The organism is Methylobacterium mesophilicum SR1.6/6 (genome assembly GCF_000364445.2).
Classification (GTDB): Bacteria; Pseudomonadota; Alphaproteobacteria; order Rhizobiales; family Beijerinckiaceae; genus Methylobacterium; species Methylobacterium mesophilicum_A.
In genome coordinates, this window is the sequence record NZ_CP043538.1 from 2,155,392 (window position 1) to 2,179,142 (window position 23,751).

The 23,751-nt window shown below is 71.6% G+C and carries 24 protein-coding genes and 1 pseudogene; 14 read left to right on the top strand and 11 right to left on the bottom strand.

Translation table 11 applies throughout. The features are described 5' to 3' along the window. Positions 1-190 precede the first annotated feature (190 nt). The 7 genes and pseudogenes from MMSR116_RS10145 to MMSR116_RS10175 form a co-directional block, all read right to left on the bottom strand. A complete protein-coding gene (locus MMSR116_RS10145; RefSeq protein WP_158168674.1) occupies positions 191-1,429 on the bottom strand; it encodes a cytochrome P450 in 1,239 nt (412 codons plus the stop codon). Continuing rightward, the gene (locus MMSR116_RS10150; protein WP_158168676.1) at positions 1,422-2,747 is read right to left on the bottom strand and encodes an NAD(P)/FAD-dependent oxidoreductase; all 1,326 of its coding nucleotides are present in this window, start codon (positions 2,745-2,747) and stop codon (positions 1,422-1,424) included. Before MMSR116_RS10150 ends, MMSR116_RS10145 begins: the two co-directional genes overlap by 8 nt. After that, positions 2,744-2,956, bottom strand: a complete 213-nt coding sequence (locus tag MMSR116_RS10155; RefSeq protein WP_158169401.1) for a ferredoxin — start codon at positions 2,954-2,956, stop codon at positions 2,744-2,746. The genes MMSR116_RS10150 and MMSR116_RS10155 overlap by 4 nt, the downstream gene beginning before the upstream one ends. 35 nt (positions 2,957-2,991) lie before the next feature. Further along, positions 2,992-4,319: pseudogene (locus tag MMSR116_RS10160) on the bottom strand (nucleotide disphospho-sugar-binding domain-containing protein). A gap of 316 nt (positions 4,320-4,635) precedes the next feature. Beyond that, the gene (locus MMSR116_RS10165) at positions 4,636-5,268 is read right to left on the bottom strand and encodes a TPM domain-containing protein (protein WP_158168678.1); all 633 of its coding nucleotides are present in this window, start codon (positions 5,266-5,268) and stop codon (positions 4,636-4,638) included. Next, the gene (locus MMSR116_RS10170) at positions 5,258-6,037 is read right to left on the bottom strand and encodes a TPM domain-containing protein (protein WP_432419904.1); all 780 of its coding nucleotides are present in this window, start codon (positions 6,035-6,037) and stop codon (positions 5,258-5,260) included. The genes MMSR116_RS10165 and MMSR116_RS10170 overlap by 11 nt, the downstream gene beginning before the upstream one ends. 33 nt (positions 6,038-6,070) lie before the next feature. After that, a complete protein-coding gene (locus MMSR116_RS10175) occupies positions 6,071-6,661 on the bottom strand; it encodes a LemA family protein (protein WP_191991950.1) in 591 nt (196 codons plus the stop codon). A 239-nt stretch (positions 6,662-6,900) separates the two neighbouring features. Here MMSR116_RS10175 and MMSR116_RS10180 point away from each other — a divergent pair, with 239 nt between their 5' ends. The 5 genes from MMSR116_RS10180 to MMSR116_RS10200 all read left to right on the top strand — a co-directional run bounded on the left by MMSR116_RS10180 (position 6,901) and on the right by MMSR116_RS10200 (position 12,193). Beyond that, positions 6,901-7,275 (top strand): hypothetical protein, encoded by a 375-nt coding sequence (locus MMSR116_RS10180; RefSeq protein ID WP_158168684.1) that lies wholly within the window; start codon positions 6,901-6,903, stop codon positions 7,273-7,275. A 25-nt stretch (positions 7,276-7,300) separates the two neighbouring features. Beyond that, entirely contained in the window at positions 7,301-8,230 is a 930-nt protein-coding gene (locus MMSR116_RS10185; RefSeq protein ID WP_158168686.1) for a LysR substrate-binding domain-containing protein, read from the top strand. Positions 8,231-8,571: 341 nt separating this feature from the next. Then, on the top strand, positions 8,572-9,765 hold the full coding sequence (locus MMSR116_RS10190; protein ID WP_158168688.1) for a CaiB/BaiF CoA transferase family protein: 1,194 nt from the start codon (positions 8,572-8,574) through the stop codon (positions 9,763-9,765). After that, positions 9,762-10,688: a hydroxymethylglutaryl-CoA lyase gene (locus tag MMSR116_RS10195; RefSeq protein ID WP_158168690.1), complete on the top strand. Its 927-nt coding sequence runs from the start codon at positions 9,762-9,764 to the stop codon at positions 10,686-10,688. Before MMSR116_RS10190 ends, MMSR116_RS10195 begins: the two co-directional genes overlap by 4 nt. Positions 10,689-10,864: 176 nt before the next feature. After that, complete coding sequence (locus MMSR116_RS10200; RefSeq protein WP_158168692.1) at positions 10,865-12,193, top strand: MFS transporter; 1,329 nt, start codon at positions 10,865-10,867, stop codon at positions 12,191-12,193. A 36-nt stretch (positions 12,194-12,229) separates the two neighbouring features. On the opposite strand, the gene MMSR116_RS10205 is transcribed toward MMSR116_RS10200, so the two are convergent. Continuing rightward, complete coding sequence (locus MMSR116_RS10205; protein ID WP_158168694.1) at positions 12,230-13,186, bottom strand: helix-turn-helix domain-containing protein; 957 nt, start codon at positions 13,184-13,186, stop codon at positions 12,230-12,232. Positions 13,187-13,192: 6 nt separating this feature from the next. After that, complete coding sequence (locus MMSR116_RS10210; protein WP_158168696.1) at positions 13,193-13,405, bottom strand: hypothetical protein; 213 nt, start codon at positions 13,403-13,405, stop codon at positions 13,193-13,195. Positions 13,406-13,978: 573 nt separating this feature from the next. Here MMSR116_RS10210 and MMSR116_RS10215 point away from each other — a divergent pair. Both MMSR116_RS10215 and MMSR116_RS10220 read left to right on the top strand, forming a co-directional pair. Then, positions 13,979-14,386: a MucR family transcriptional regulator gene (locus MMSR116_RS10215; RefSeq protein ID WP_158168698.1), complete on the top strand. Its 408-nt coding sequence runs from the start codon at positions 13,979-13,981 to the stop codon at positions 14,384-14,386. A 6-nt stretch (positions 14,387-14,392) separates the two neighbouring features. Then, positions 14,393-14,638, top strand: a complete 246-nt coding sequence (locus MMSR116_RS10220; RefSeq protein WP_244625634.1) for a hypothetical protein — start codon at positions 14,393-14,395, stop codon at positions 14,636-14,638. Between the two features lie 82 nt (positions 14,639-14,720). On the opposite strand, the gene MMSR116_RS10225 is transcribed toward MMSR116_RS10220, so the two are convergent. Continuing rightward, positions 14,721-16,349: an inorganic phosphate transporter gene (locus MMSR116_RS10225; RefSeq protein WP_158168700.1), complete on the bottom strand. Its 1,629-nt coding sequence runs from the start codon at positions 16,347-16,349 to the stop codon at positions 14,721-14,723. Between the two features lie 251 nt (positions 16,350-16,600). On the opposite strand from MMSR116_RS10225, the gene MMSR116_RS10230 reads away from it, so the two are divergent. The 7 genes from MMSR116_RS10230 (at position 16,601) to phnE (MMSR116_RS10260) (ending at position 22,837) form a co-directional block, all read left to right on the top strand. Then, entirely contained in the window at positions 16,601-17,749 is a 1,149-nt protein-coding gene (locus tag MMSR116_RS10230) for a ceramide glucosyltransferase (protein ID WP_158168702.1), read from the top strand. 24 nt (positions 17,750-17,773) lie between these two features. Then, complete coding sequence (locus tag MMSR116_RS10235) at positions 17,774-18,472, top strand: DUF1045 domain-containing protein (RefSeq protein WP_158168704.1); 699 nt, start codon at positions 17,774-17,776, stop codon at positions 18,470-18,472. Further along, a complete protein-coding gene (locus MMSR116_RS10240) occupies positions 18,465-19,118 on the top strand; it encodes a chloramphenicol acetyltransferase (protein ID WP_158168706.1) in 654 nt (217 codons plus the stop codon). Before MMSR116_RS10235 ends, MMSR116_RS10240 begins: the two co-directional genes overlap by 8 nt. Before the next feature lie 89 nt (positions 19,119-19,207). Then, positions 19,208-20,056 (top strand): phosphonate ABC transporter ATP-binding protein, encoded by an 849-nt coding sequence (gene phnC, locus MMSR116_RS10245; protein ID WP_158168708.1) that lies wholly within the window; start codon positions 19,208-19,210, stop codon positions 20,054-20,056. Between the two features lie 82 nt (positions 20,057-20,138). Next, positions 20,139-21,065: a phosphonate ABC transporter substrate-binding protein gene (gene phnD, locus MMSR116_RS10250; RefSeq protein ID WP_158168710.1), complete on the top strand. Its 927-nt coding sequence runs from the start codon at positions 20,139-20,141 to the stop codon at positions 21,063-21,065. Positions 21,066-21,092: 27 nt separating this feature from the next. Continuing rightward, positions 21,093-21,971, top strand: a complete 879-nt coding sequence (gene phnE / locus MMSR116_RS10255; RefSeq protein WP_158168713.1) for a phosphonate ABC transporter, permease protein PhnE — start codon at positions 21,093-21,095, stop codon at positions 21,969-21,971. Continuing rightward, positions 21,968-22,837: a phosphonate ABC transporter, permease protein PhnE gene (phnE, locus tag MMSR116_RS10260; protein WP_158168715.1), complete on the top strand. Its 870-nt coding sequence runs from the start codon at positions 21,968-21,970 to the stop codon at positions 22,835-22,837. Before phnE (MMSR116_RS10255) ends, phnE (MMSR116_RS10260) begins: the two co-directional genes overlap by 4 nt. A 170-nt stretch (positions 22,838-23,007) precedes the next feature. On the opposite strand, the gene phnF is transcribed toward phnE (MMSR116_RS10260), so the two are convergent. Beyond that, positions 23,008-23,751, bottom strand: coding sequence for a phosphonate metabolism transcriptional regulator PhnF (phnF, locus tag MMSR116_RS10265; RefSeq protein ID WP_158168717.1), 744 nt, complete (start codon positions 23,749-23,751; stop codon positions 23,008-23,010).

Consider the following 23,751-nt stretch of genomic DNA (forward strand, 5'->3'; position numbering starts at 1 on the left):
CGTCGCCATTCACGTCGGGTTTACCAAAGAGGCTGCTTCGACCAGGCCCGGTGGCGCACCCGGATCGCGGCATCGCCGTTTTCGCGAGCGGCACGAAGCAAGCCGGGGTGCCACCTCGACCAGGGCGAGGGGACGGAGATCGATCCCGTTTCCCCGATGGCGTCGGTTCAGCCCGTCGACGGATGCCCTGTCAGGCGATCCCGTCGATGCCGATATGAAGCTGTTCGGGACCGCGGAGGGAGGCACCGGGCCGGTAGGGCGGATCCCGCATCAGCCGCGGCGCGACGAGACGGCGGCTCAGCGCCACGAGGGCGATCTCGGCCTCGATCCGCGCGAGGGGCGCGCCGACGCAGTAGTGCAGGCCGCCGCCGAAACCGAAATGCTCGATGTCCGGGCGATCGGGATCGAACCGGTCGGGCCGGTCGAACCGGGCGGGGTCGCGGTTCGCCGCGGCGAAAAGCAGAATGACCGGCGCGCCCTTCGGGATCGTCTCCCCCGCGAGCGGGATCGCCCCGAGAGCCTTCCGGGTCCGGAAATGCACCGGGGGCTCGTATCGCAGGACCTCCTCGATCAGCCGCGGGGCCCGCTCGGGATCGGCGCGCAGGCGCTCCAGCTCCGCAGGGTGGCGCAGCAGGGTCAGCATCGCGTTGGTGATCAGATTCACCGTCGTCTCATGGCCGGCGACCAGCAGCAGGATCGCGGTGGCGATCAGGTCGAAGTCGCTCATCTGCTTCCGGCCGCCAGGCCCGGGCGCGGCGAGCCCGCTCAGCATGTCGGCGGCCGGATGCCGGCGCTTCTCGCGGATGAGATCGCGCATGTAGCCGGAGATCGCGTCGAAGGCCGCCACCGTGCGTCGGCGGGTCTCGACGTCGCCGCGCGCGTCCGGCTCGAGGGCCGTGGCGAGCTGCGTCGCCCAGGACTGGAATCGGGGCTCGTCGGATTCCGGCACGCCGAGCAGTTCGCAGATCACCGAGACGGGCAGCGGATAGGACAGGTGGTCCACGAGACAGATCTCGCTGCGGCCGCGGCATGCATCGAGGAGGCCGTCCACCTCCCGGGCCACACGATCGCGCAGGCCCTGGACGCGCGGGATGGTGAACTCCCGCATCACCGCCGCGCGCAGAGTGTCGTGGTCCGGCGGATCGCGGAAGATCAGCGGCCGGTGCGCGGTGGCGATGCGACTGCGGATCGGGTTGAGGATCCAGTCGCGGATGGGATTGCCGGTGGGGGGGCGCTTGAACGGCGGTAGATCCTCCGAACTGAGCCGCGGATCGAAGAGCACGGTGCGGATCGCCGCATGCGTGCTCACCACGTAGCTGCCGTCGCGCTGGCGGGCGACCGGTCGTTCCCGCAGGCGTGCGTAGAGCGGGTATGGGTCGGCCCGGTTGGCCGGGTCCATTACGGCGGAGAAGAGCGTGTCGTCAGGCATGCGTGACCTCGGCGGGAAGCGCCGCCGGAACGGTCGCCCGCGGCACCGGGAAGCCGGGGACGGCGGTCTCGATGCGGGGCTGGTCGGTGGCGTCCGCGATCGGCGGAAACGCGGCGCCGACCCGGATCGCCTCCGCGTAGGCCGGCAGCCAGCGGGCCTGATCGAAGGACACGGCCCCGATGCTGCGCCCCGCGCGGCCGTAGACCGCGAGGAAGCGCCGGGACGCCCGCGAGCCCTGCACCACGGCGACCGAATCCGCGCCTCCGGCCAAGCCGACCAGCTTGATGTTGATGCCGAACTGGCTCGACCAGAAGGCCGGCAGGTGCTCGTAGGCGCGCTGGTCTCCGGGGCCGGCCAGCATGTTGCGGGCGGCGTGAGCGGCCTGCTCGACGGCGTTGCTCCAATGCTCCACCGAGACCGATCGCCCGCCGTAGAGCCGGATCGGCCAGCGTGCGACGTCGCCGGCCACGTAGATGTCGGGGCAGGGCGTGCCGCCCGCATCGCGGGCCCGGCAGGCCTCGTCGCAGGTCACGCCGCCGGGATCTGCCATGAGGCCGGCGCCGCTGAGCCAGCCCGTGGCCCGGGTTGCGCCCAGGGCCGCGATGACGAGGTCGGTCTCGAGGGCCTGTCCGTCCGCCAGCCGGGCGCGCGCCACCCGGCCCGCGGCATCGCCCTCGAAGGCCCGGACCATCGCGCCGGGACGGAAATCCGCGCCGGAATCGCGCAAGCATTCGGCGATCACGCGTCCGACATAGAGTCCCAGCGCGTTGGCCAGGGGCGTCGGGTTCGGGTCGATCAGGGTCACGGGTAGGCCGAGGTCCCGCAGGCACGAGGCGGCCTCGCACCCGATCAGGCCGCCGCCGACGATGAGAACCCGGCGCGGGCCGGCGGCCAGGGCCGCCCGCAAAGCCGCCGCATCGTCGCGGCCCCGGAGCGTGTGGATGCCAGCGAGGTCGCCCCCGGCCTCGGTCGGCCACGACCGCGCCTCGGCTCCCGTCGTGATGAGGAGCTTCTCGTATGCCAGGGCGGAACCGTCGGCGAGCCGGATCGTGCGGGCCTCGCGATCAAGGGACACGGCGGCGCTCCCGAGCCGCCAGCGGGCCCGCAGGGGGGCGAGTTCCGGCAGCCGCGTCGCCCCGGCCTCCAGCTTGCCGGCGAGGACGTGCTTCGACAGGGGCGGACGGTCGTACGGGCGGTAGGGCTCGGCACCCACGAGGGTCAGGGGGCCGTCGTAGCCGCCCTGCCGGAGGGCCTCCGCGCCGCGCAGGCCCGCCAGCGAGGCGCCAACCACGACGATGCCGGCAGGCTCAGGGGTCACGGCGTCTCTCCGTCATCCGCGCCGGCCTGGAGGCGGATGGCACGGACCGGGCAGGCCTGGACCGCCCGCTCGATCGCCCCGCGCCGCTCGGCCGGCGGCGCGGGATCGTAGAACAGGATCTCGTGGCCGTGCAGCACGAATGCGTCGGGGGCCGCGTAGCAGCACTGGGCATAGCCCTGGCAGCGGTTGAGATCGACGACGACGCGCAGGGGCCCGCCCCCGACCCCGGGACCGGACGGCGCGCTCACGCCGACCTCATCAGCGGCACCGCGAGACCCGCACCGATGCCGCGCACCGGGCCCGTGCCTGCAAGGTCGTCGATCGCCGTCATGATGCCGGCCATGGCGTCCCGGGCCGCGAAGGCGTCGCGCATCGTACCGGCGCGCTGCCGGAAGCCGGGCTCGTCGAGCACCCGCGCCACCGCCGCGCCGATCGCGTCCGAACTCGGCGTGTTGGTCGCGAGGTTGAGGCCGACGCCGGACCAGCCGATGCGCGCGTTCACCTCCGCCTTGTCCTCGGTGAGGCCGGCGGAGACGATCGGGACGCCGGCGGCGAGCGCCTGCGAGACGCTGCCGTAGCCGCCGTTGGTCACGAGCACGCTGACCCGCGGCAGCAGATCGCGGAACGGCAGGAACTCGGAGACGCGGGTGTTGGCCGGGATCGGCCCGCGCAGGGCGTCGACGGGGCGCCCGCCGGTGGTGGCCAGGACGAGGAGGTCGTCGCGACCCGCCAGGGCGGCGAGAGTCGGCTCGACCAGCTCGCCGAAATCCGCGTTGGCCAAGGTCCCCTGCGTCACCAGGATGACGGGCCGGCCCGCCGCATTCGCCGCCTCCAGCTCCGGCCACCAATCCGGCAAGGGAGCCGGCGGCGCGGGCGGCTCCAGCAGCCCGATGAAGCGTACGCCCGGCGGCAACGCGCCGTAATCGTACTCGAAGCCCGGCACGGTGGGCTGGAGGAACAGGTCGGGCAGCACCACGATGGAGTGCGGCAGCGAGGCCGGCAGCGGCGGCAGGCCGAGCTTGGCGAGCTGGCCGTCGGCGTAGGCGCGGACCGGGTTGGCGAAGGCCGCATCCATGCCGGCCTTCATGGCCGCGTAGCGGACCCGCTCGGCCTGGTCGCCGGCGGGGGGAGGCCGAGGCCGATCGGAGCGTGGTCGGGCCGTTCCAGGAACAGGAAGCTGACGTTGACGGTCACGATGGGCGGCCGCGGCGCCGTGTCGAGGAGGAGCGGCAGCACGCCGAGGAACATGCTGCCGGCGACGATCACGTCCGGCGCCTCCTCGGCGATCAGGCGCCGGAGGGTCGCAGCCTGCACCGGCATGGGATCGACGAAGCGCCGCTCGAACTCGCGCCGGTAGCGCTCCGGGCCGGCGGGCAGCTCGGTCTCGCGGTATTCCGCGGACCGGTTGTCCGGATAATCCGTGAAGCGCAGGCCCGCCGCCTCGATCTTCCCGCGGAACGCCGCATCACTCAGCATCAGGACGGTGTCGCCCCGCGCGGCGGCGGCCCGGCCGATGGCGAGCAGCGGGTTCACGTGGCCGGTGAGGGGGGATGCGGCGATCAGGATCTTCATCTCGGGCTCCTCGAGCGAGGCCAGCGGGGCCGGCCTGGCTCCTCGTCATGGTCCTGGCGCCGTCCGGCGCCTGAGGCGCGCCCGCGGCGGCCTCAACAGAGCAATCGCACGCCAAGATACATGGTTACGCCCGGACACAGGCTTCGTGCGGCGACGCACAATTCGGGCCGCTGGAGGTGGCCTTCGATCGTGTCGCGCCGCCGACTTTGCGGAGCGGAGCGAAGCCAGCCGGCGGGCGCCTTCCGCCGCGCTTCCGCGCCTCCCTCGGCCGCTCCGCTCCGCACGCGATGAGGGGGCGCTGCTGCGACCGGCGGCGTCAATCGACCACGATCACCCGGTTCGGCAACTCGTCCGGATCGTCCGGCCCGGCCGGGAGATGGTCCGCCAAGCGGGCGCCAACCCGTTCCACCGCCACCGTCAGTCCGGCTTCGACCTCGCCGCGCCCGAGGGCCGGCACGAGGTCGTTCAGGACGCCGTCCCAGACCTCCTGCGGGATCCGTCCCAGAACGCCGAGATCGGCGACGATCTCGGCGTGCCGTTCGGCGAGCGACAGGTAGAGCAGCACGCCGGTGCGGGCGCGGGTCCGGCTCAGGCCGCGGGACCAGAAGGCGCGGCGGGCCGCCTCCCGGGCGCGGGCGCGGCGCAGGCTCCGCGGCACCAGGGCGAGGCGCAGCCGCTCCTGCTGGCTCGCCAGGAGCAGGAAGGCGACCAGGGCCGCCTGGGCGAGCAGGATCGAGGCCGCGCTCCAGGCGGTCAGCGCGATCAGGGGCCAGGGCAGAATCAGCGCGGCCACCAGCACAGCCAGCAGCACCACCGAGCGATAGGCGCCCGCCTGCCGGCACACCATCACGACGATCTCGCCGGAGGTGCCGGCCTCGGCCCGCGCCACCACCCGGGCGAGGCGCGCCTGCGCATCGGCTGTCAGCACGTCGGCGCTCCTACCAGTCACCGGATGCTCCCCCGCCGCCCGACGAGCCGCCCCCGCCGGAAAATCCACCGCCGAAGCCGCCGGATGATCCGCCGTCGGAGAAGCCGCCGCCCCATCCGCCCGAGCCGGGGCCCGGCAGGATCACGACGCCGCCGCGGCGCCCGAACCCGGCCCGTCCGCCGGCCCGGTTCATGCGCCACGCGACGAACAGGACGATCAGGAACAGACCGATGAACAGCGCGACCTGCGCGGGATCGACCTCGTCGGTGCGCACCTGCGGCTTGCGCTGCCACTCCTGCGCGTCGCCCGCCAGGATCGACAGGATGCCGTCGACCCCCGCGTCCAGCCCGCCGTAATAGTCGCCGGTCTTGAAGCGCGGGGTGATCGCGCTCGCGATGATCACCCGCGAGAGCGCGTCGGTCAGCGCGCCTTCGAGCCCGTAGCCGACCTCGATCCGGACCTTGCGCTCGCTCGGCGCCACCAAGAGGAGGACGCCGTTGTTGGTCTTGGCCTGCCCGAGCTTCCACGCGCGGAACAGACGGTTGGCGTAGTCCTCGACGGTCGTGCCCTGGAGGTTCGGGACCGTCGCCACGACCACCTGATCCGAGGTCTTGTCCTCATGCGCCTTCAGCTTGGCTTCGAGCGCGCCGCGCTGATCGGGCGTGAGGATCCCGGCCGCGTCGACCACGCGGCCGGTGAGGGTCGGGAAGCTCAGCTCCGCCGCCAGCGCGCCGACCGCGTAGACCGCGAGACACGCGGCGATGACGGCGAGCGCCAGGGCAAGCCGCACCCGTACGGGGATGCTCCAGCCCACGGGCCGACCCTAGAACTTCACGTTCGGCGGCCGGTCGGCGTTCGGCGTGGCCGTGAAGGTCTCCATGGGCTTGGCGTCGGGATAGAGGAACGCCGCGATCCAGCGGCCCGGAATCGTGCGCACCTCGGTGTTGTAGGCCTGGACGGCCCCGATATAGTCGCGCCGCGCCACCGCGATCCGGTTCTCGGTGCCCTCGAGCTGGGATTGCAGGGCCAGGAAATTCTGGTTCGATTTGAGATCCGGATACTTCTCCACCGTCACCAGCAGGCGCCCGAGGGCGCCGGAGAGCTGGTTCTGGGCGTCCTGGTACTCCTTGAACTTCTGCGGGTCGCTCACCGTGGAAGCGTCGACCTTCACGCTCGAGGCCTTCGCGCGCGCCTCGGTCACGCCGATCAGCACGTCCTTCTCCTGCTGGGCGTAGCCCTTCACGGTCTCGACGAGGTTGGGGATCAGGTCGGCGCGGCGCTGGTACTGGTTCTGCACCTCGCTCCAGGCGGACTTCGCCTGCTCCTGCAGCGTCGGCACCCGGTTGATGGCGCCGCAGCCCGAGAGCCCCGTGGCCACCAGGATCATCGTCAGCACCGCGAGGAGGCGGGCCATCGCGGGCGGCCGGCGCAGGTTGCCGGCATACAGACTCGGATTCATGTCGTGCCCCTCCCGGCCGGGACACGCCCGGCCCAACGATCACAGATCCGAGAGATAGGTCCCGCAACGCCTACGGTTAAGCCCTCCGCGCGGCGTGCCGCGAGAACCGTCGGGACATGCGCGGCGCAACGGCTCGGACGGGTGCGCGTTCGACACGGGTCGAGCCGACAGGCGCGGATGCGCGGAGCCCAGGGATGGAAGCAGAACTCGCCGGTCACCTCAGGGCCGCGACAGCGGTCGCGCGGCGTCACGCCCTGGCCTTCGTGGCGCCCTCCGGCAAGGACGCGCTGCCCTGGTCGGTGATCGAGGCGTACGACGCCGTGGTGCGCGGCCACGTGGAGCGGGATCCACGGCTCGAGGACGAGCGCGATCAGGTCCTGATCGCCGCCGTGAAGCTCGCCGAGACCCCCCTCGACGAGGGCGAGGACGAGATCGCGGCGGCGCGCGCGCGCCTCGTGTCGGCGATCGACGGCCTGGAGCGGGCTGTGCTGCGCTTCGGTGTGGTCAACCGCAAGGCCGCGAAGTTGGGCTACGGCACCCATGGCCAGCCGGTCGGGTCCCGGGACTGAGCCGCGGCCGTCGAGCGCGAAGCCCGTGTCCGCCGATCTGCCCGCCGCCGCGATTCTGAGCCGCCTCGATCTCAAGACGCTGCGCCTGTTCGCGGCGATCTGCGAGGAGGGCACGCTCAACGGCGCGGCCCGTCGCGCGGCCATCGCCCCATCGGCGGTGAGCAAGCGTCTCGCGGAACTGGAGCACGCCCTCGGCTGCACCCTGCTCACCCGGGAGCCCCGGGGCATGCGCCCGACGCCCGCGGGCGAGACGCTGCTGCATCACACGCGCCGCATGCTGGCGAGCGCCGAGCAGATCGCCCTGGAACTCGCCGAGCATGCCCGGGGCGTGCGCGGCTTCGTGCGGGTGCTCGCCAACCTCTCGGCCATCGTGGAATTCCTGCCCGAGGATCTGCAGGCCTTTCTGGCGGTGCAGCCCGCGATCCGGCTCGATCTGGAGGAGCGTCCGAGCGGCGGCGTCGTGGCGGGGGTCGAGGAGGGGCTCGCGGATCTCGGCATCTGCGCGGGCGGCACCGAGACCCGGTCCCTCTCGGCCCATCCGTATCGGTCCGACCGCCTCGTCCTGGTGATGCCGGCGGACCATCCCCTGAGCGGCCGGGACGCCGTCGCCCTGGCCGACACCCTCGACTACGACCATGTCGGGATGCACGCGGCGAGCTCGATCTACGCGGCGTTGCGGGACGAGGCGCGGCGCCTCGGCCGTCCCCTGCGGCTGCGGATGCACGTGCCGAGCTTCGACGCGATCTGCCGGATGGCCCAGGTCGGGATGGGACTCGGCACTGTCCCGGAGCATGTCTACGCCCTGCTGGGACCGCCGATGCGCCTCGCGGCCGTCCCGCTCACGGATCCCTGGGCGCGGCGCACCCTGCGCCTCGTGGTCCGGCCGGGGTCCCTGACGCCCGCCGCGACGCTGTTGCTGGACCATCTTCGGGGGGGCTGCATCCAGCAGGGCTGAGGATTCATGATGACAGATCGCGCCGCCTCTTGGCGTCGATTGCAACACCGCACCCGCACCGTCATTCCGGGACTGCGCCGCAGGACCCGGACTCCAGAACCGCGACGGGTGCCTTGCTCGGCTGCTGCCTGCGGCTCTGGAGTCCGGGCTCGCCTTCGGGGCCCCGGAAGGACGGGATGGATGCTTCGAGGCGCAGGCTTATCGCGGTCACATAAGCTCGCGATCCGCCGCGTCCTGGGGAGCTGCGTTCTCCGCTCGCGAACGCACGTTAGTGCATGGCGTTTTGGACTTAAAATGCCGAACGACAGTATTCATACAATCAATAAGTCATGGAGGAGAGAATGTCCGGTCCGCTCAGCGGTATCCGTGTTCTTGAACTGGGTCAGCTGATCGCCGCGCCGTTCGCGACGCGCCTGATGGCCGAGTTCGGCGCCGAGGTGATCAAGGTCGAGCCCCCGGGCGAGGGCGATCCCCTGCGCAAGTGGCGCAAGATGCACGAGGGCACGTCCCTCTGGTGGTACCTGCAGTCGCGCAACAAGAAGTCGATCGCCGTCAATCTGAAGTCTCCAGAGGGTCTCGACGTCGTCAAGCAGCTCGCCACGAGCGCCGACGTGGTGGTGGAGAACTTCCGACCCGGCGGCCTGGAGAAGCTCGGCCTCGGCTGGGACGTGCTCTCGGCACTGAACCCCAACCTCGTGATGGTCCGCATCTCGGGCTACGGCCAGACCGGCCCCTACCGCGACCGTCCCGGCTTCGGCGCCATCGGCGAGTCGATGGGCGGTATCCGCTTCACCACCGGCAGCCCGGAGGCGCCCCCGGCCCGCGTCGGCGTCAGCATCGGCGACACCCTGGCCTCCCTCCACGGCGTGATCGGCGCGCTGATGGCGCTCCTGCGGGTCAAGACCGGGCAGGGCGCCGGGCAGGTGATCGACGTCTCCCTGGTGGAGAGCGTGTTCAACGTGATGGAGAGCCTCGTCCCCGAATACGACCTGCTGGGCGAGGTCCGCACCCGCACCGGCGGCGCGCTGCCGGGCATCACGCCCTCGAATACCTATCCCACGCGGGACGGCGGTTACGTGGTCATCGCCGGCAACAGCGACCCGATCTTCCGCCGCCTGATGACGGCGATCGGCCGTCCCGACCTCGCGGACGACCCGGCGCTGCGCAACAACGAGGGCCGCTCCAAGCAATCCGCGATGCTGGACGGCCTCATCGCCGACTGGTCGAGGACCAAGACCGTCGAGGAGGCGCTCGCCGCCCTCGACGCGGCCGACGTGCCGGCCGGCCGGATCTACTCGGTGGCCGACATCGTCGCCGACCCGCACTATCAGGCGCGCGACATGATCCTGCAGGCGGAGCTGCCCGGCGGGACCCAGGTCAAGATGCCCGGCATCGTGCCGAAGCTGTCCGACACCCCCGGCGCGGTGCGCTGGCAGGGTCCGGCGCTCGGCGCCCACACGGATTCGGTGCTCGGCGAGCTCGGCCTCGACGCCGACCGCATCGCCGCCTTGCGCGAGAAGGGAGCGGTGGCATGAGCGGCGACGCCATGATCGTCCAGGAGGTCGCCACCCGCGACGGCTTCCAGATCGAGCCCGTCTTCGTGGCGACGGCGGAGAAGATCCGCCTGATCGACGCGCTCTCGGAGGCCGGCTTCAGCCGCATCGAGGTCTCGTCCTTCGTGTCGCCGAAGGCTGTTCCGGCGCTCGCCGACGCGGCCGAGGTTTTTTCAGGGATCCGGCGCCGGCCCGGCACGGTCTACGTCGCCCTGGTGCCGAACCCCAAGGGTGCCGAGCGGGCGCTCGCCGCCAAGGTCGACGAGATCAACCTCGTCGCCTCGGTGAGCGAGACCCACAACCGCGCCAACATGGGCATGAGCCCGGCCGACTCCATCGCCGGCTTCGCGCGGATCATGGATTCGGTGCGCGGCGCGCCCGTCAGCACCAACGCCACGGTGGCCACCGCCTTCGGCTGCCCCTTCGAGGGTGACCAGCCGGTCGACACGGTGGTGGCGCAGGTGGAGCGCTACCTGTCGCTCGGCGTCGACGGGGTGACGCTCGCCGACACCACCGGCATGGCCAACCCCCGACAGGTGGCGCGCCTCGTCGCCCGCGTGCTGCCGCTCGTCGGCGCCGGGCGCCTGACGCTCCACTTCCACAACACCCGCGGCCTCGGCCTCGCCAACGTGCTGGCCGCCTTCGACACCGGCGCCCGGCGCTTCGACGCGGCGCTCGGCGGCCTCGGCGGCTGCCCGTTCGCGCCGGGTGCCACCGGCAACATCTGTACCGAGGACCTCGTCAGCATGGCCCACGAGATTGGCGTGCCCACGGGCCTCGATCTGCCGGCGCTGATCGGACTGTCGCGGGACCTGCCCCGCCTCGTGGGGCACGACGTTCCCGGTCAGGTCGCCAAGGCCGGACGCCCCTGCGACCTGCATCCGGCGCCCGCCAGGGCGGCGTGAGCCGCGGCCATCACCGCGACACTCAAGCGCCGACGGCTCTGACGAACGCGCCGCGCTCCCTCCCCGCAGAGGGGGGGAGACGCGCCGCGACCGGTCCATCGCCTTTGTTCACCGCGAAAAGCCGCCCACCCGAAGGCGGCACTGCTCCCCCAATCCCAAGAAGACGGAGGAAACCCATGACCGCAGTCCTGTCGGGCGCGCCGGCGGCCGTCGAGGCCGGCGCGGTGACGGAGAACGCCGTCGTCCGCAAGGTCGCGTGGCGGCTCATGCCGCTGATCATGATCTGCTACATGTTCGCGTTCTTCGACCGCATCAACATCAGCTTCGCCAAGTTCCAGCTCCAGAGCGACCTCGGCTTCAGCAACGTCGCCTACGGCCTCGGCGCGAGCATGTTCGTGATCGGCTACGTCATCTTCGAGGTGCCCTCGAACCTCTTCCTCTACCGGGTCGGGGCGCGCCGCTGGATCGCCCGCATCATGATCTCCTGGGGCATCGCCACCGCGCTGATGATCTTCATCCGCAGCGAGTGGCACTTCTACGCGCTGCGCTTCCTGATCGGCGCCATGGAGGCGGGCTTCGCGCCGGGCATCCTCTATTACCTGACCCTGTGGTTCCCGGCTTCGCACCGCGGGCGGATCACCTCGTTCATGTTCGTGGCCTCGGCCTTCTCGGGCATCTTCGGCGCGCCGGTGGCGGGCCTGATCCTCGGCGGTCTGAACGGCGTCTGGGACCTCGCCGGCTGGCAGTGGCTGTTCCTGGCGGGCGGCCTGCCCTGCCTCGTGCTCGGCATCCTCGTGCTGACCCGCCTCGACGACCGGATCTCCGACGCCCGCTGGCTGTCCCAGCCCGAGAAGGATCTCCTGTCGAGTCGCATCGCCCACCACAATCGGGACATCGGCGACCACTCGCTCCTCGGGGCGATCAAGCAGCCGGGCTTCCTGATGATCGCGCTGATCTACTTCCTGCTGCAGATCGGCTCCTACGGGCTGAACTTCTGGGGACCGGACCTGATCAAGACCGCGAGCGGCGGGCAGGCCGCGTCCGTGGGCTTCCTGACGGCAATCCCCTACATCTGCGGGGCGATCAGCATGGTGGTGATCGGGCGCCTGTCCGACGCCTCCGGCGAGCGGCCGAAATTCGTCGCGGGCCTCGCGATCGCGGCGGCGCTCGGCTTCTTCGGCGCCGGCCTGTTCGACAAGCACATCGTGCCGCTGATGTTTGCCCTGGCCTTGCTGGGCGCCGGCATCGTGGCGTCGATCCCGACCTTCTGGACGCTGCCGGCCAAGCTCGTCACCGGCGTGGGCGCCGCGGGTGGCATCGCGCTGATCAACACGCTCGGCCAGTTCGGCGGCATCGTCAGCCCCGTGATGGTCGGCTGGGTCAAGGACCTCACCGGCTCGACCACGCCGGCCCTCTACGGGATCGGTGTGCTCTGCCTGGTCGCCGCCGGGCTCGCGCTCTTCGCCATGCCGGCGAGCCTGCGCCGCAGCGACCGTGTGGCGTGAGACGGGCCGCCGCCCCGGTGCGACCGGGGCGGCGGATCACGGAGCGCCTCCGAAGGCGGCCTGGCGGTGTTCCCGCGGCGTCAGGCCGTGGCGGTCCTTGAAGCGACGGGCGAAATGAGCCTGGCTCTGGAAGCCGCAGCCATAGGCCAGCATCCCGATCGACAGGTGGGCACAGGCCGGGTCGGCCAGCCGCGCAGCGGCAGCCTCGAGGCGGCGCTCCCAGATGTAGTCCGAGATGTGCCGGCCGCGCTCGTGGAACAGCTCCTGCAGCCGGCGCAGCGACACGCCGACCGCGGCGGCGAGATGCGGCGGGTCGAGGGTCGGATCGCCGAGATTGGCCTCGACATAGGCCTTGGCCCGCTGGACCGTGGCATTGCCGTGGACGGAGCGCGGCACCTCCCGCGCCAGCCGCTCCGCGAGGCTGGCAACGATCAGATCGACCCCGATCAACGACATGCGCGCGGCGCTGCCGGGGCTGAGCTGATCGCCCACCCGGATCAGCTCCGCGATATAGGTGTTCGCCAGGGTCGTGGAGGCGAGGTCGGCCCCGATCGTGAGGGCGGTGAACAGACGGGATGGACCCAGCACGCCCTCCAGGCGCGCGCGCGGCAGGTCAAGGATCAGCGAGCTGCCGGTCTCGATCTCGCTGACGCCCGGACGATGATCGAGGATGACGAAGTCGCCGGATCGGGCCACCGCCGCGCGGTCGTTCTGCTGCACAGCGTGGCGACCGGATTGGGTGAAGACCGCGTACAGGCGGTCGCCCCGGCCGTTTCGTCGAACCGCGTCGGGCGTCACCTCCGTGCGCGTGGAGCTTTGAACGCTCCGCGTGATCGGCAGACATCCGAACGCGGCCAGTTCGATCCGGCCCTGGAACGGTCCCGCCGCGAGGTTCCGGATCTCGTTCGGCACCATCTGATCGCACATCATGTCCCGCCAGCGGCGGAAGGCGCTTCGGGGATGGATCCCGTCCGTCGAGAAGAGCGTCCGCATCGGCCGCTATGTGTCCGGCGTCGTCTCGCAGCGCAGTGCATCCTGCGAGACCCGGGAGACGGTGAGGACCGCGATCGCAGTCACGTCCCGTCGGCCCGCGAAGGATGGGTCGTCGCGCTGCTCGATCCCGACGGGGACCAGCCGCTCGAACAGCCCCTCACGCCAGGCTTTGAAGCGGTTCCGAGCGGGACGTCCGGATGTCGAGAACAGCGGCAGCATCAGCCGCCGCCCTGTCTCGTACCGCGCGTCCGCGTGCCGAGCGGCGGCCGGGTCGATCGGCAGAGGTTCGGCGCGCGGTTTGCGGAGGCGGGAACGGTCGGCCTGCGCTGACCGATCCGCTGGAGCGCGCCCTGAGGTGGGGAGCGTCCAGCCACGGACCGATAGGGCCGGGCTGTCCGGCTGGCTGGATGCGGCGGGCACGCTCCGCTCGGCCCGGCGGGAGGGATGCGAACCGCTGCAGTCGGGCTGCCCGCCACATCGGGCCGACCCTGGAAACTGTTTCGGAGTTCGGTGCTGGCGAACGAAAACCGGGCCTGCATTGGTAAATTTTTGCCTTCAGCGCGCCGGTCGCGCGGCCGGGCAAAAAACCTCGCGCCGCCGGACAAACGCTGCCGCTCCCATATTGTATATTATCTGCAAGCTCAAGAACTGCCGAGGGGGCAACTTGAGGTAAGATTGGTCCTGCGCGTCGCGTGGGGCTTCCAGTTCGGCCCATTTCCCAAGGGGCGATCGGGTCGATCGCGCAGTAGCTGCCGGTGTGCCGCAGCGCATTCTTAGACAGTGAAGCCGAACATGAACCACCTGAACGAAATCTCCGCGCCTTCCCTGTTGCAGCAGGTCGGCGCCATCGTCGCCGCCTACGTGTCCAGGAACGCGATCGGTGTCGCGGAACTGCCGAGCCTGATCGATCAGGTTCACATGGCCATCGCGGTCCTGAAGGACCCGCCGGGAGGCGCCTACGGATCGGGCCTGTCCGCAGCGGAGGTCGAGGCCTCGATCCATCAGGACGGCCTGATCAGCTTCATCGACGGCCGGTCCTACAAGACCCTGAAGCGCCACCTCACGGCGCACGGGCTCACCCCCGAGCGCTACCGGGCCCAGTACGGCCTGCCGGCCGACTACCCGATGGTCGCCCCCGGCTACGCCGCCCGGCGCTCGCAGATCGCCAAGGCGATCCAGCTCGGCCACAAGGCCGCCTGACTGGCGATGCCCGGTCAATCGCACACCCTGGCTCCGGCGGCGACGCTCGGCCCGGAGCCGGCACAACCGGAGGCCCTGGAGCGTATCGCCAGGACCCTCGGCGTGCCGATCGCGAGCTTCTTCCCCGATCGGGATCAGTCTGACACGACCGTCGCGCAGGCCGCCGATCTCGTCGCCGCCTTCGCGGCGATCACGAGCCCGGCCGCGCGCCGCACGTGCCTGGCTTTCGTCCGGGCAATGGCGAGTTCCTGAGGGGCGGGGGCACCTCAGGAGGCCGGGCCGGGCGCCGCCCCTTCCGACCCGGGGCGGAGGACGCGCTGCCCGCCCGGCCGCATCAGAACACGTGGCGCAGGACGAAGAACAGCGCCGCGGCGAGGGTGATGGCGGCCGGCAGGGTGAGGATCCAGGCCAGCGCCATGTTGCGGACGGTGGAGGCCTGCAGCCCGGAGCCGTTGGCGGCCATCGTCCCGGCGACGCCCGACGACAGGATGTGGGTGGTCGAGACCGGCAGGCCGTAGAGTTCGGCCAGCCCGATCGTGCCGGCGGCCACGATCTCGGCCGAGGCGCCCTGCGCGTAGGTGAGATGGGTCTTGCCGATCTTCTCGCCCACCGTCACCACGATGCGCTTCCAGCCGACCATCGTGCCGAGCCCGAGGGCCAGCGCGACGCAGATCTTGACCCAGCCCGGGATGTAGCGGGTACCGGCATTGAGCAACCCGGAATAGCTCTTGAGCGTGCCCTTGTCGGCCTCCGAGAGCTCCGCCCCGGCGCCCGGGAGCAGCCGCACCGCGTCCGCGGCGAGGTACATGTCGCTGCGCAGGTTCTGCGTCTGGGCGGCCGGCACGGTGCGGATCGCGCCGTAATTCTTCACGCTGGCGGCGATGTCGTTCGAGAGCGCCGCGAGGGCGGCGTAGACCGGCGGCTGATTGAGGTCCTTGGATTTCAGCGCCTCCGTGACGGTCCGGCGCGCCTGCGCGGCCTCGGGCTGCGGCGTGCCGGCGGCCCGGGCGGAGAAGATCTGGCTCGCCGCCGTCGAGGCCTGCACGAACGCGGGGGTCGTGTCGTCCGCCATGGTGCGGTTCAGCGCGTAGGCGGTCGGGGCGGCGCCGATCAGGATCAGCATGATCAGGCCCATGCCCTTCTGCCCGTCGTTGCCGCCGTGGAAGAAGGAGACCAGCGTGCAGGTGAGGATCAGCAGGCCGCGGATCCAGAGCGGCGGGGGCGTATCACCCTTGGGGGCCTCGTAGAGATCCTTCCGGCGCACCGCGAATTTCAGGGCGAGCAGCAGCAGGGCCGCCAGCACAAAGCCGCAGACCGGGGAGAACAGCAGCGCCTTGAACACGTTGAGCGCCTGATTCCAGTCGACGCCCGCGGTGCCGTCGCCGCCGTTCATCAGCTGGTTGGCAAGGCCGACGCCGAGCACAGAGCCGATCAGCGCGTGGGACGAGGAGTTCGGCAGGCCGAAGGCCCAGGTCCCGAGATTCCAGAGGATCGCGGCCAGGAGCAGCGCGAAGATCATCGCGTAGCCGGCTCCCGATCCGACATTCAGGATCAGCTCCACCGGAAGCAGCGTCACGATGGCGTAGGCCACGGCGCCGGAGGAGAGCATCACGCCGAGGAAGTTGAAGAAGCCGGACCACACCACCGCCACGAGCGGCGGCATGGAGTGCGTGTAGATCACCGTGGCGACCGCGTTGGCGGTATCGTGGAAGCCGTTCACGAACTCGAAGGCCAGCGCGATCAGCAGGGCGAGCCCCAGGAGCGCGAAGGCGCCGTAGGCCAGCGGCGCCTCGCCGACCGCGTTCATGTCGGCGATGAGGCTCACGACCGCGTAGCCGAGCCCCGCCACCAGCACGAGCAGGAAGGCGACGACGCCCCCCAGGTGCATCCCGTGGTCGAGCCGGGGGCCGCCTCCGGGCCGGCCTCGCGCGAGGCCCGAGGGCATGACGGCGGAATCGGACATGCAGCCTCGCGCGGAATCAAATCTGATGGTGAAGGCGGGATTAAAATGCGCGCATGACGGTCCGGTGACGCAACGCCCCGTTGTCCGCCTGGTATCAGCATCCGGCCCGCGGGATTCCGACGAAGGCCATCAACGGTCACGCGCTCCCCTCGCGACCGCCGCATCCGCCGCCGGGGCAGGCCGGCTGTCACACGACTGACGCGGTCCGGCCGCTAGCGACCGGGCCGCGCGACGGCCAACGAGAGACCCGCATGAGTGACGCCCTGGTTCCGGCCCTGTCGTTCGGTGCGCTCCTGGCCCTCGTCCAGATCGGCAGCATCGTCATCGCGGGGCGGCGCCTGGGCCGGATCGACGGGCCGTCGCGGTTCCCGGCGGGGGCCCCGGTCTCGCTGGTGCGGCCGCTCCACGGGTTGGAGGCCTACAGCGAGGAGATGCTCACCCGCAGCTTCCACCTCGATTACCCGGCTTACGAGCTGATTTTCTGCGTTGCCGATCCGGGCGATCCGATCGTGCCGACGGTGCGGCGCCTGATCGCCGCCCACCCGCACGTGCCCGCCCGCCTGATCGTCGGCGACGAGCGGATCAGCGAGAACCCCAAGCTGAACAACTGCCTGCGCGGCTGGCGCGCCGCCGCCCACGAGTGGCTGGTCCTGGCCGATTCCAACGTGGCGATGCCGCCGGACTACCTCCAGCGCCTTCAGGCGGCGTGGCGGGACGACACCGGCGTGGTCTGCTCGACGCCGGCCGGCGCACGCCCCGGAAGCTTCATGGCCGAGGTGGAGTGCGCCTTCCTCAATTCCCTGCAGGCGCGCTGGCAATACGCCGCCGAGGCCTTCGGTCTCGGCTTCGCGCAGGGCAAGAGCATGCTGTGGCACAAGCCGTTCCTGGATCGGCGGGGCGGCCTCCAGGCCCTCGCCGCCGAGATCGCCGAGGACGCGGCCGCCACCAAGCTCGTGCGTGCCGCCGGCAAGCGCGTCCACCTCGTGGCGAGTCCGTTCGAGCAGCCGCTCGGGCCGCGCTGCCTCCGGGAGGTCTGGGCGCGGCAGCTCCGCTGGGCGCGGCTGCGGCGGGTGACCTTCCCGTTGTTCTTCGCCCCGGAGATCGGCAGCGGCGTCCTGCTGCCGGCGCTGCTGGTGGCCCTCTGGGCCGGCAGCCTGACGGGACTCGCGGGCGCTGCGGTGCTGGCCGGCCTGTGCTATGGCGCCGAGGACCGGCTCGCCGCCCGCGCGGGCTGGCACCGTTCGCCGCGGATGCTGGCGGCCTTCCTGGTGCGCGACGCCCTGATCCCGGCGATCTGGCTGGGCGCCTGGGTCCAGAGCGCCATCGTGTGGCGCGGCAACGCCATGGATGTGCGCCCGCGCCGGGCGGCCGATGACCGTCCCTACGCGCGGTCAGCCTGACCGCGGCACCCCGGAGGCCGAGACGTGACCCGCCGCTACGCCCTGTACTGGCTGCCCGCCCCGGGCTCCCGCCTCGAAGCCTTCGGCCGGGCCGTGCTCGGCTACGACACCGTCTCGGGGGAGGCGGTGGCGCATCCGGCGGATCTGAGCGGCCTCGCCGCCGTCACCGGGGGAGCCCGGGTCTACGGCTTCCACGCCACCCTCAAGGCGCCGCTGCGCCTCGCCGCCGGCGGCACGGAGGCCGACCTCGTCGGCGCTGCCCGGGACCTCGCGGCCGCGCACCCGCCGGTGGCCGTCGGCCCCTTGCGGGTCGCGGCGCTCGGGCCGTTCCTCGCCCTCGTGCCGGAGGCCCCGCCGACGTCGCTCGGCCTGCTGGCCGCCGAGTGCGTGGCGGCCCTCGACCCGTTCCGCGCGCCGCTCACCGAGGCCGAGCGGGCGAAACGCCGCCCGGACCGCCTCGACGCGCGCGGACGGGCGCTGCTCGACCGTTGGGGCTATCCGTTCGTCTTCGAGGCTTTCCGGTTCCACATGACACTGACCGACGCCCTGCTGGAGGCCGAGCGCGAGACCTGGCTCGCGCGCCTGTCTGAGGCCTATGCCGCCACCGCGCCGGAGCCCGTGACGATCGACGCCGTGTGCCTCCTGGCCCAGGACGGGTCCGGGCGGTTCCGGCTCCTGGCGCGCCTGCCCTTCGCAGCAGGCGGAGGCAGCACCCGTGACTGAGCGCGCCCTCGGCCTCGAACCGGCCGTCGATCCCAGCGCGCGGATCGAGGCATGTCGGCTCGGCCGCTACACCGAGATCGGCGCCCGCACCCGCCTGACCGAGTCGATTCTGGACGACTATTCCTACATCGCCCAGGACGGCGAGGTGATCTACACCACCATCGGCAAGTTCTGCTCCATCGCCGCCAGCGTCCGGATCAACCCGGGCAACCATCCGATGGAGCGGGCGTCCCAGGCACATTTCACCTACCGGGCGCGCGCCTACTGGCCCGAGGAGGCGGACGAGCCGGCCTTCTTCGACCGGCGCCGGGCGAGTCCGGTCACGATCGGCCACGACGTCTGGATCGGCCACGGCGTGGTGGTGCTGCCCGGCCGGACCATCGGCACCGGCGCGGTGGTGGGCGCGGGCGCGATCGTCACCCGCGATATCGAGCCCTACACGATCGTGGTCGGTAACCCGGCCAGGCCCGTGCGCCGCCGCTTCCCCGAGCCGGTCGCGGCACGGCTGGAGCGCCTCGCCTGGTGGGACTGGGAGCACACGAGGCTTCGCGCCGCGCTCCCGGATTTCCGCGCTCTGCCCGTCGAGGCGTTCCTCGACCTGTACGAGGGCGGGGCCGGGACCGGGCAGATCTCCCGAAGTAGATAATGCGCCGGCAAACATTATTGCGTCGTATTCGTCATCCAATCGTCGTGTAAGACGCGTTTAGCTGCGGCCATTCCCCGGCGGATGGATGCATGCTGGTCATCGAAGATCTGACGCGACAGTACGGCGCCCGCCGTGCCGTGGACGGCGTCTCGCTGCAGATCGAGCCCGGCAGCTTCGTCGGCGTGATCGGCCGGTCCGGCGCCGGCAAATCGACGCTGCTCCGGCTCGTCAACCGGCTGGCGGATCCGACATCCGGGCGCATTCTCCATGACGGACGCGACGTGACGCGCCTGCGGGGCCGCGCCCTGCGGGATTGGCGCACCCGCTGCGCGATGATCTTCCAGCAGTTCAACCTCGTCGGCCGGCTCGACGTGATGACCAACGTGCTGATGGGCCGGCTCAGCCACGTACCGAGCCACCGGTCGCTCCTGCGCCTCTGGTCCGAGGAGGACCGGGCCATGGCGCTCGCCGCCCTGGAGAGCTTCGACATGGGCGAGTTCGCCGGCCAGCGGGCGGACGGCCTGTCGGGCGGGCAGCAGCAGCGCGTGGCCATCGCCCGCGCCCTCGTGCAGGAGCCCGAGATCCTGCTCGCCGACGAGCCGGTCGCCTCCCTCGATCCCCGCAACACGCGCCTCGTGATGGACGCGCTCGCGGACGTGAACCGGCGCTACGGCATCACGGTGCTGTGCAACCTGCACTCCCTCGATCTCGCCCGCGCCTATTGCGACCGCCTCGTTGGGTTGAGCGCCGGCCGCGTGGTGTTCGAGGGCGGCCCGTTCGATCTCACCGAGGAGGTCGCGCGCCGGCTCTACGGCCTGGAGGCCGGCGAGGTGCTCGACGATGCGGCGCAGCGCGAGGCCGAGCAGCGGGCGGCGATGCCGGGTCGTCCCGGCTTCGTGCCGGCGCGCCCGGTCGGGGAAGCCGCCCTCAGCGCCTGAGCCGCGACCAGAGACAGACCGGAATGCGCCCGGCCGAAGGTCGGCCGAGCACGCGGCAGACGCCGATACGAAGGATGAGACCATGATCACCCGACGCACCCTCGCCGCCGCCGCGGCGCTCGCCCTCCTCGGCCTGCCGGCCGCCGCGCAGGACTGGAAGGCGCAGTATCCCGAGCTGACCCTGGCGGTGATCCCGATGGAGAACGCCAGCGGCACCGTCGACCGCTACACGCCGCTGGCGGCTTACCTGACCAAGGCGGTCGGCGTGCCGGTGAAGCTGCGGGTTGCCAGCGACTACGCCGCGGTGATCGAGGGCCAGCGGGCCGGCAACATCCAGCTCGCCTTCTACGGCCCGGCCTCCGTCGCCCGCGCCGCGATGACCGGCGTGAAGGTCGAGCCGATCGTCAGCCCGCAGCACGAGACCGGCGCCGCGGGCTATTACTCGGTGATCTACGCGCTGGCCTCCAGCCCGTACAAGAGCATCGAGGATCTGAAGGGCAAGAACCTCGCCCTGGTCGATCCCAACTCCACCTCCGGCAACCAGGCGCCGCGCTTCTTCCTGAAGCGGGCCGGCTACGACGTGGACAGGTTCTTCGGCAAGGCGGTCTTCGCCGGCAGCCACGAGAACGCCGTCCTGGCGCTGACCCAGGGGACGGTCGAGGCCGCCGCCAACCTCTGGAACTCCGAGACCGACACCATCGTCACCCGCATGATCACCAAGGGCCTGCTGAAGAAGCCCGACGGCACGCCGATGCAGGCCTCCGACTTCCGGGTGGTGTTCAAGTCCGACTTCCTGCCGGAAGGGCCCTACGCCATGCTGGCCACCCTGCCGGACGACCTGAAGGCGAAGCTGCGCGCGGCCTTCGTCGCCCTGCCGAAGGACGACAAGGCCGCCTTCGACCGGCTCTCCGACGGCAAGGACCTGGGCCTCACCCCGGTGACCCTCAAGGACTACCAGCCGATCATCGACATGCTCCGGTTCAACGACGAGCAGCGCAAGAAGTCCTGATCGGGACGCGGCCATCCGGCCCCGACCATGCGCGGCCTGACGAAGCTGCCGCCGGAGCGGGCAGCGACCCTCTCCGGCCTCTACGCGGCGGCGACCGGCGCCGCGCGCCGCCGGACGCTCGCGGGCTTCGCGGTGGTCGCCGGCCTGGCGGTGCTCGCCGGGCTCGCCGCCGAGGTGCGGCCGCTGGTCCTTGCCGAGAACATCGGCACGTTCACCGCCTACATCCGGCAGATCCTGCCGCCGGTCGGCCTCGACCACCCGGTCGAGGACGTGCGCGCCTGGTACTGGGGGCTGCCGCACTGGCTGGCGCTGCTGGGCGAGACCCTGCTGATGGCCTATCTCGGCACGCTGCTGGGGGCGCTTGCGGGCTTCGCCCTCAGCTTCGTCGCCGCGGTCAATCTCGTGCGGTCGCGGCTGCTGCGGATCCTCGCCAAGCGCGTCCTGGAGGTGTGCCGCACCGTCCCGGACGTGGTGTTCGCGCTGCTCTTCGTGATCGCCTTCGGCCTCGGGCCGATGGTGGGCGTGCTGGCCATCGCGATCCACACCACGGGGGCGCTGGGCAAGCTGTTCTCCGAAGTGGTCGAGAACATCGACATGCGCCCCGTCGAGGGGCTCTCCGCCTCGGGCGCCAGCTGGGTCGAGACGGTGCGTTTCGCGGTGCTGCCGCAGGTGCTGTCGAACTTCGCCTCCTACGGCCTGCTGCGCTTCGAGATCAACGTGCGCGGCGCAGCTGTACTCGGCTTCGTGGGCGCGGGCGGCATCGGCCAGGAGTTTTTGGCGGCGATCCGCAACTTCTACTACGCGGACGAGAGCGCGATTCTCGTGCTGATCATCCTGACGGTGTTCTGCATCGACCTCGCCACCGAGCGGGTCCGCCACCGGCTCATCGGGGAGGTGGCGCGATGAGCGCGGCGCGCACAGGGGCCCTGCGGGCGGCGGCCCGGGCCGACCTCCCGCGGCTGCGCGCCCGCTACCCGGCCCAGTTCCGCGCGGACCGGCCGGCGCGGGCGCGGCGGGTCCTCGCACTCGGCGCCCTCATCGCGCTCACCGTCCTGGCGTGCTGGCGCCTCGACATGTCGGCGGCGCGGATCCTCCACGGGCTCGGGCGGCTCGGCTCCTTCGCGGTGCTGATGCTGCCGCCGTCTCCCGAGGGCCATCTCTGGACCTTCCTGCACGCGCTCTGCGAGACCCTGGGTATCGCCTTCCTCGGCACGCTCACGGCGGCATTCCTGGCCTTCCCGGTGGCGTTCCTGGCCGCCCGCAACGTCGTGCCCAACCCGTTCGCGCGCTTCGCGGTCCGCCGCGGCCTCGACGTCCTGCGCTCGGTGGACGTGCTGATCTGGGCGCTCATCTGGATCAACGTCGTCGGGCTCGGCCCCTTCGCCGGCATGCTCGCCATCGCGTGTTCGGACGTCGGCGCGCTGGGCAAGCTGTTCTCCGAGGCGATCGAGACCTGCGACCGCCGCGCCGGCGAGGGCGTCGTCGCCTCGGGCGGCTCGGCCCTCCACCGCATCCGCTTCGGACTGATCCCCGGGGTCCTGCCGGTCCTGGCGAGCCAGGTTCTGTACTTCTTCGAGTCGAACACCCGCTCGGCCACGATCATCGGCATCGTCGGGGCCGGCGGGATCGGCCAGTATCTCACCGAACTGATCCGCGTGCTGGAGCTGCGGCAGGTCGCCTTCCTGGTGCTGATGATCCTCGCCACCGTCGCGGCGATCGACTGGGTCTCGACCCGCCTGCGCCGGGCGATCATCGGGCCCGCGGCGCGCTGAGGACGCCGGCCGAGCTCGCCTCCGACCCGCGACCTCATCCTGTGGTGCGGCGCAGCCGCCTCGAAGGAGCCCTCCAGACACTGCCGCGATCCCTGGAGCCCTCCTTCGAGGCCTTCGCGGCGCTGCGGCGCCTCAGGATGAGGGGGTGGGATGAGACGGCCGCCGCAGCGTCACCCGCCGATCACCAGCTCCACCCGGTCGGCGGCGAACAGGGTCCGGTTCGCCTGGATCGGTACGCCCGCGGGATCGACGTTGACGCTCGACACTACGAGGACGACCCGTCCCGGCGTGATGTCGAGCCGGCTTGCCTCCTGGGCGTCGGCCGGGCGGGCGCGGACGCGCGTCGACATCCGGGTGTAGTCGGGAACGCCGCACTCGGCGAAGGCCCGGGTGATCGAGCCGCGCGCCGCATAGGCCTCGCCGAAACCGGCGAACCGCGGCAGCGGCAGCCACGTCAGCGCCGTCGACAGCGGGGCGCCGTCCGCCCGGTGGACGGTGTGGAGTTCCAAGACCGGCGCGCCGGGCGTCAGCGCCAGCGCCAGCGCCTGTTCGGGCGCGGCCGGCACGGTGGCGGCCGCGAGCAGGTCGCCCCAGGCTTCGCGCCCCGCCCCGGAGACGATCTCGGAGAAGCGGGTGCGCGTCCCGATCGGGTAGGACAGCGGCGCCCCCTCCACGAACGTGCCGCGGCCCTGGCTGGCGCGTACCAAGCCACCCTCCGCGAGCGCGGCGAGCGCCCGGCGCACCGTGTGGCGGTTGACGGAGAAGCGCGCCGCCAGGGCGGACTCGGTCGGGAGCTGCTGGCCCGCCGCGTAAAGCCCCGCCGCGATGTCGGCCGTCAGCGCGTCGGCGATCTGCCGCCACGCCGTCAGCCCCTCGCCCCGGACGAGGCCGGGTGTCTGCAGCTGCGCATCCAT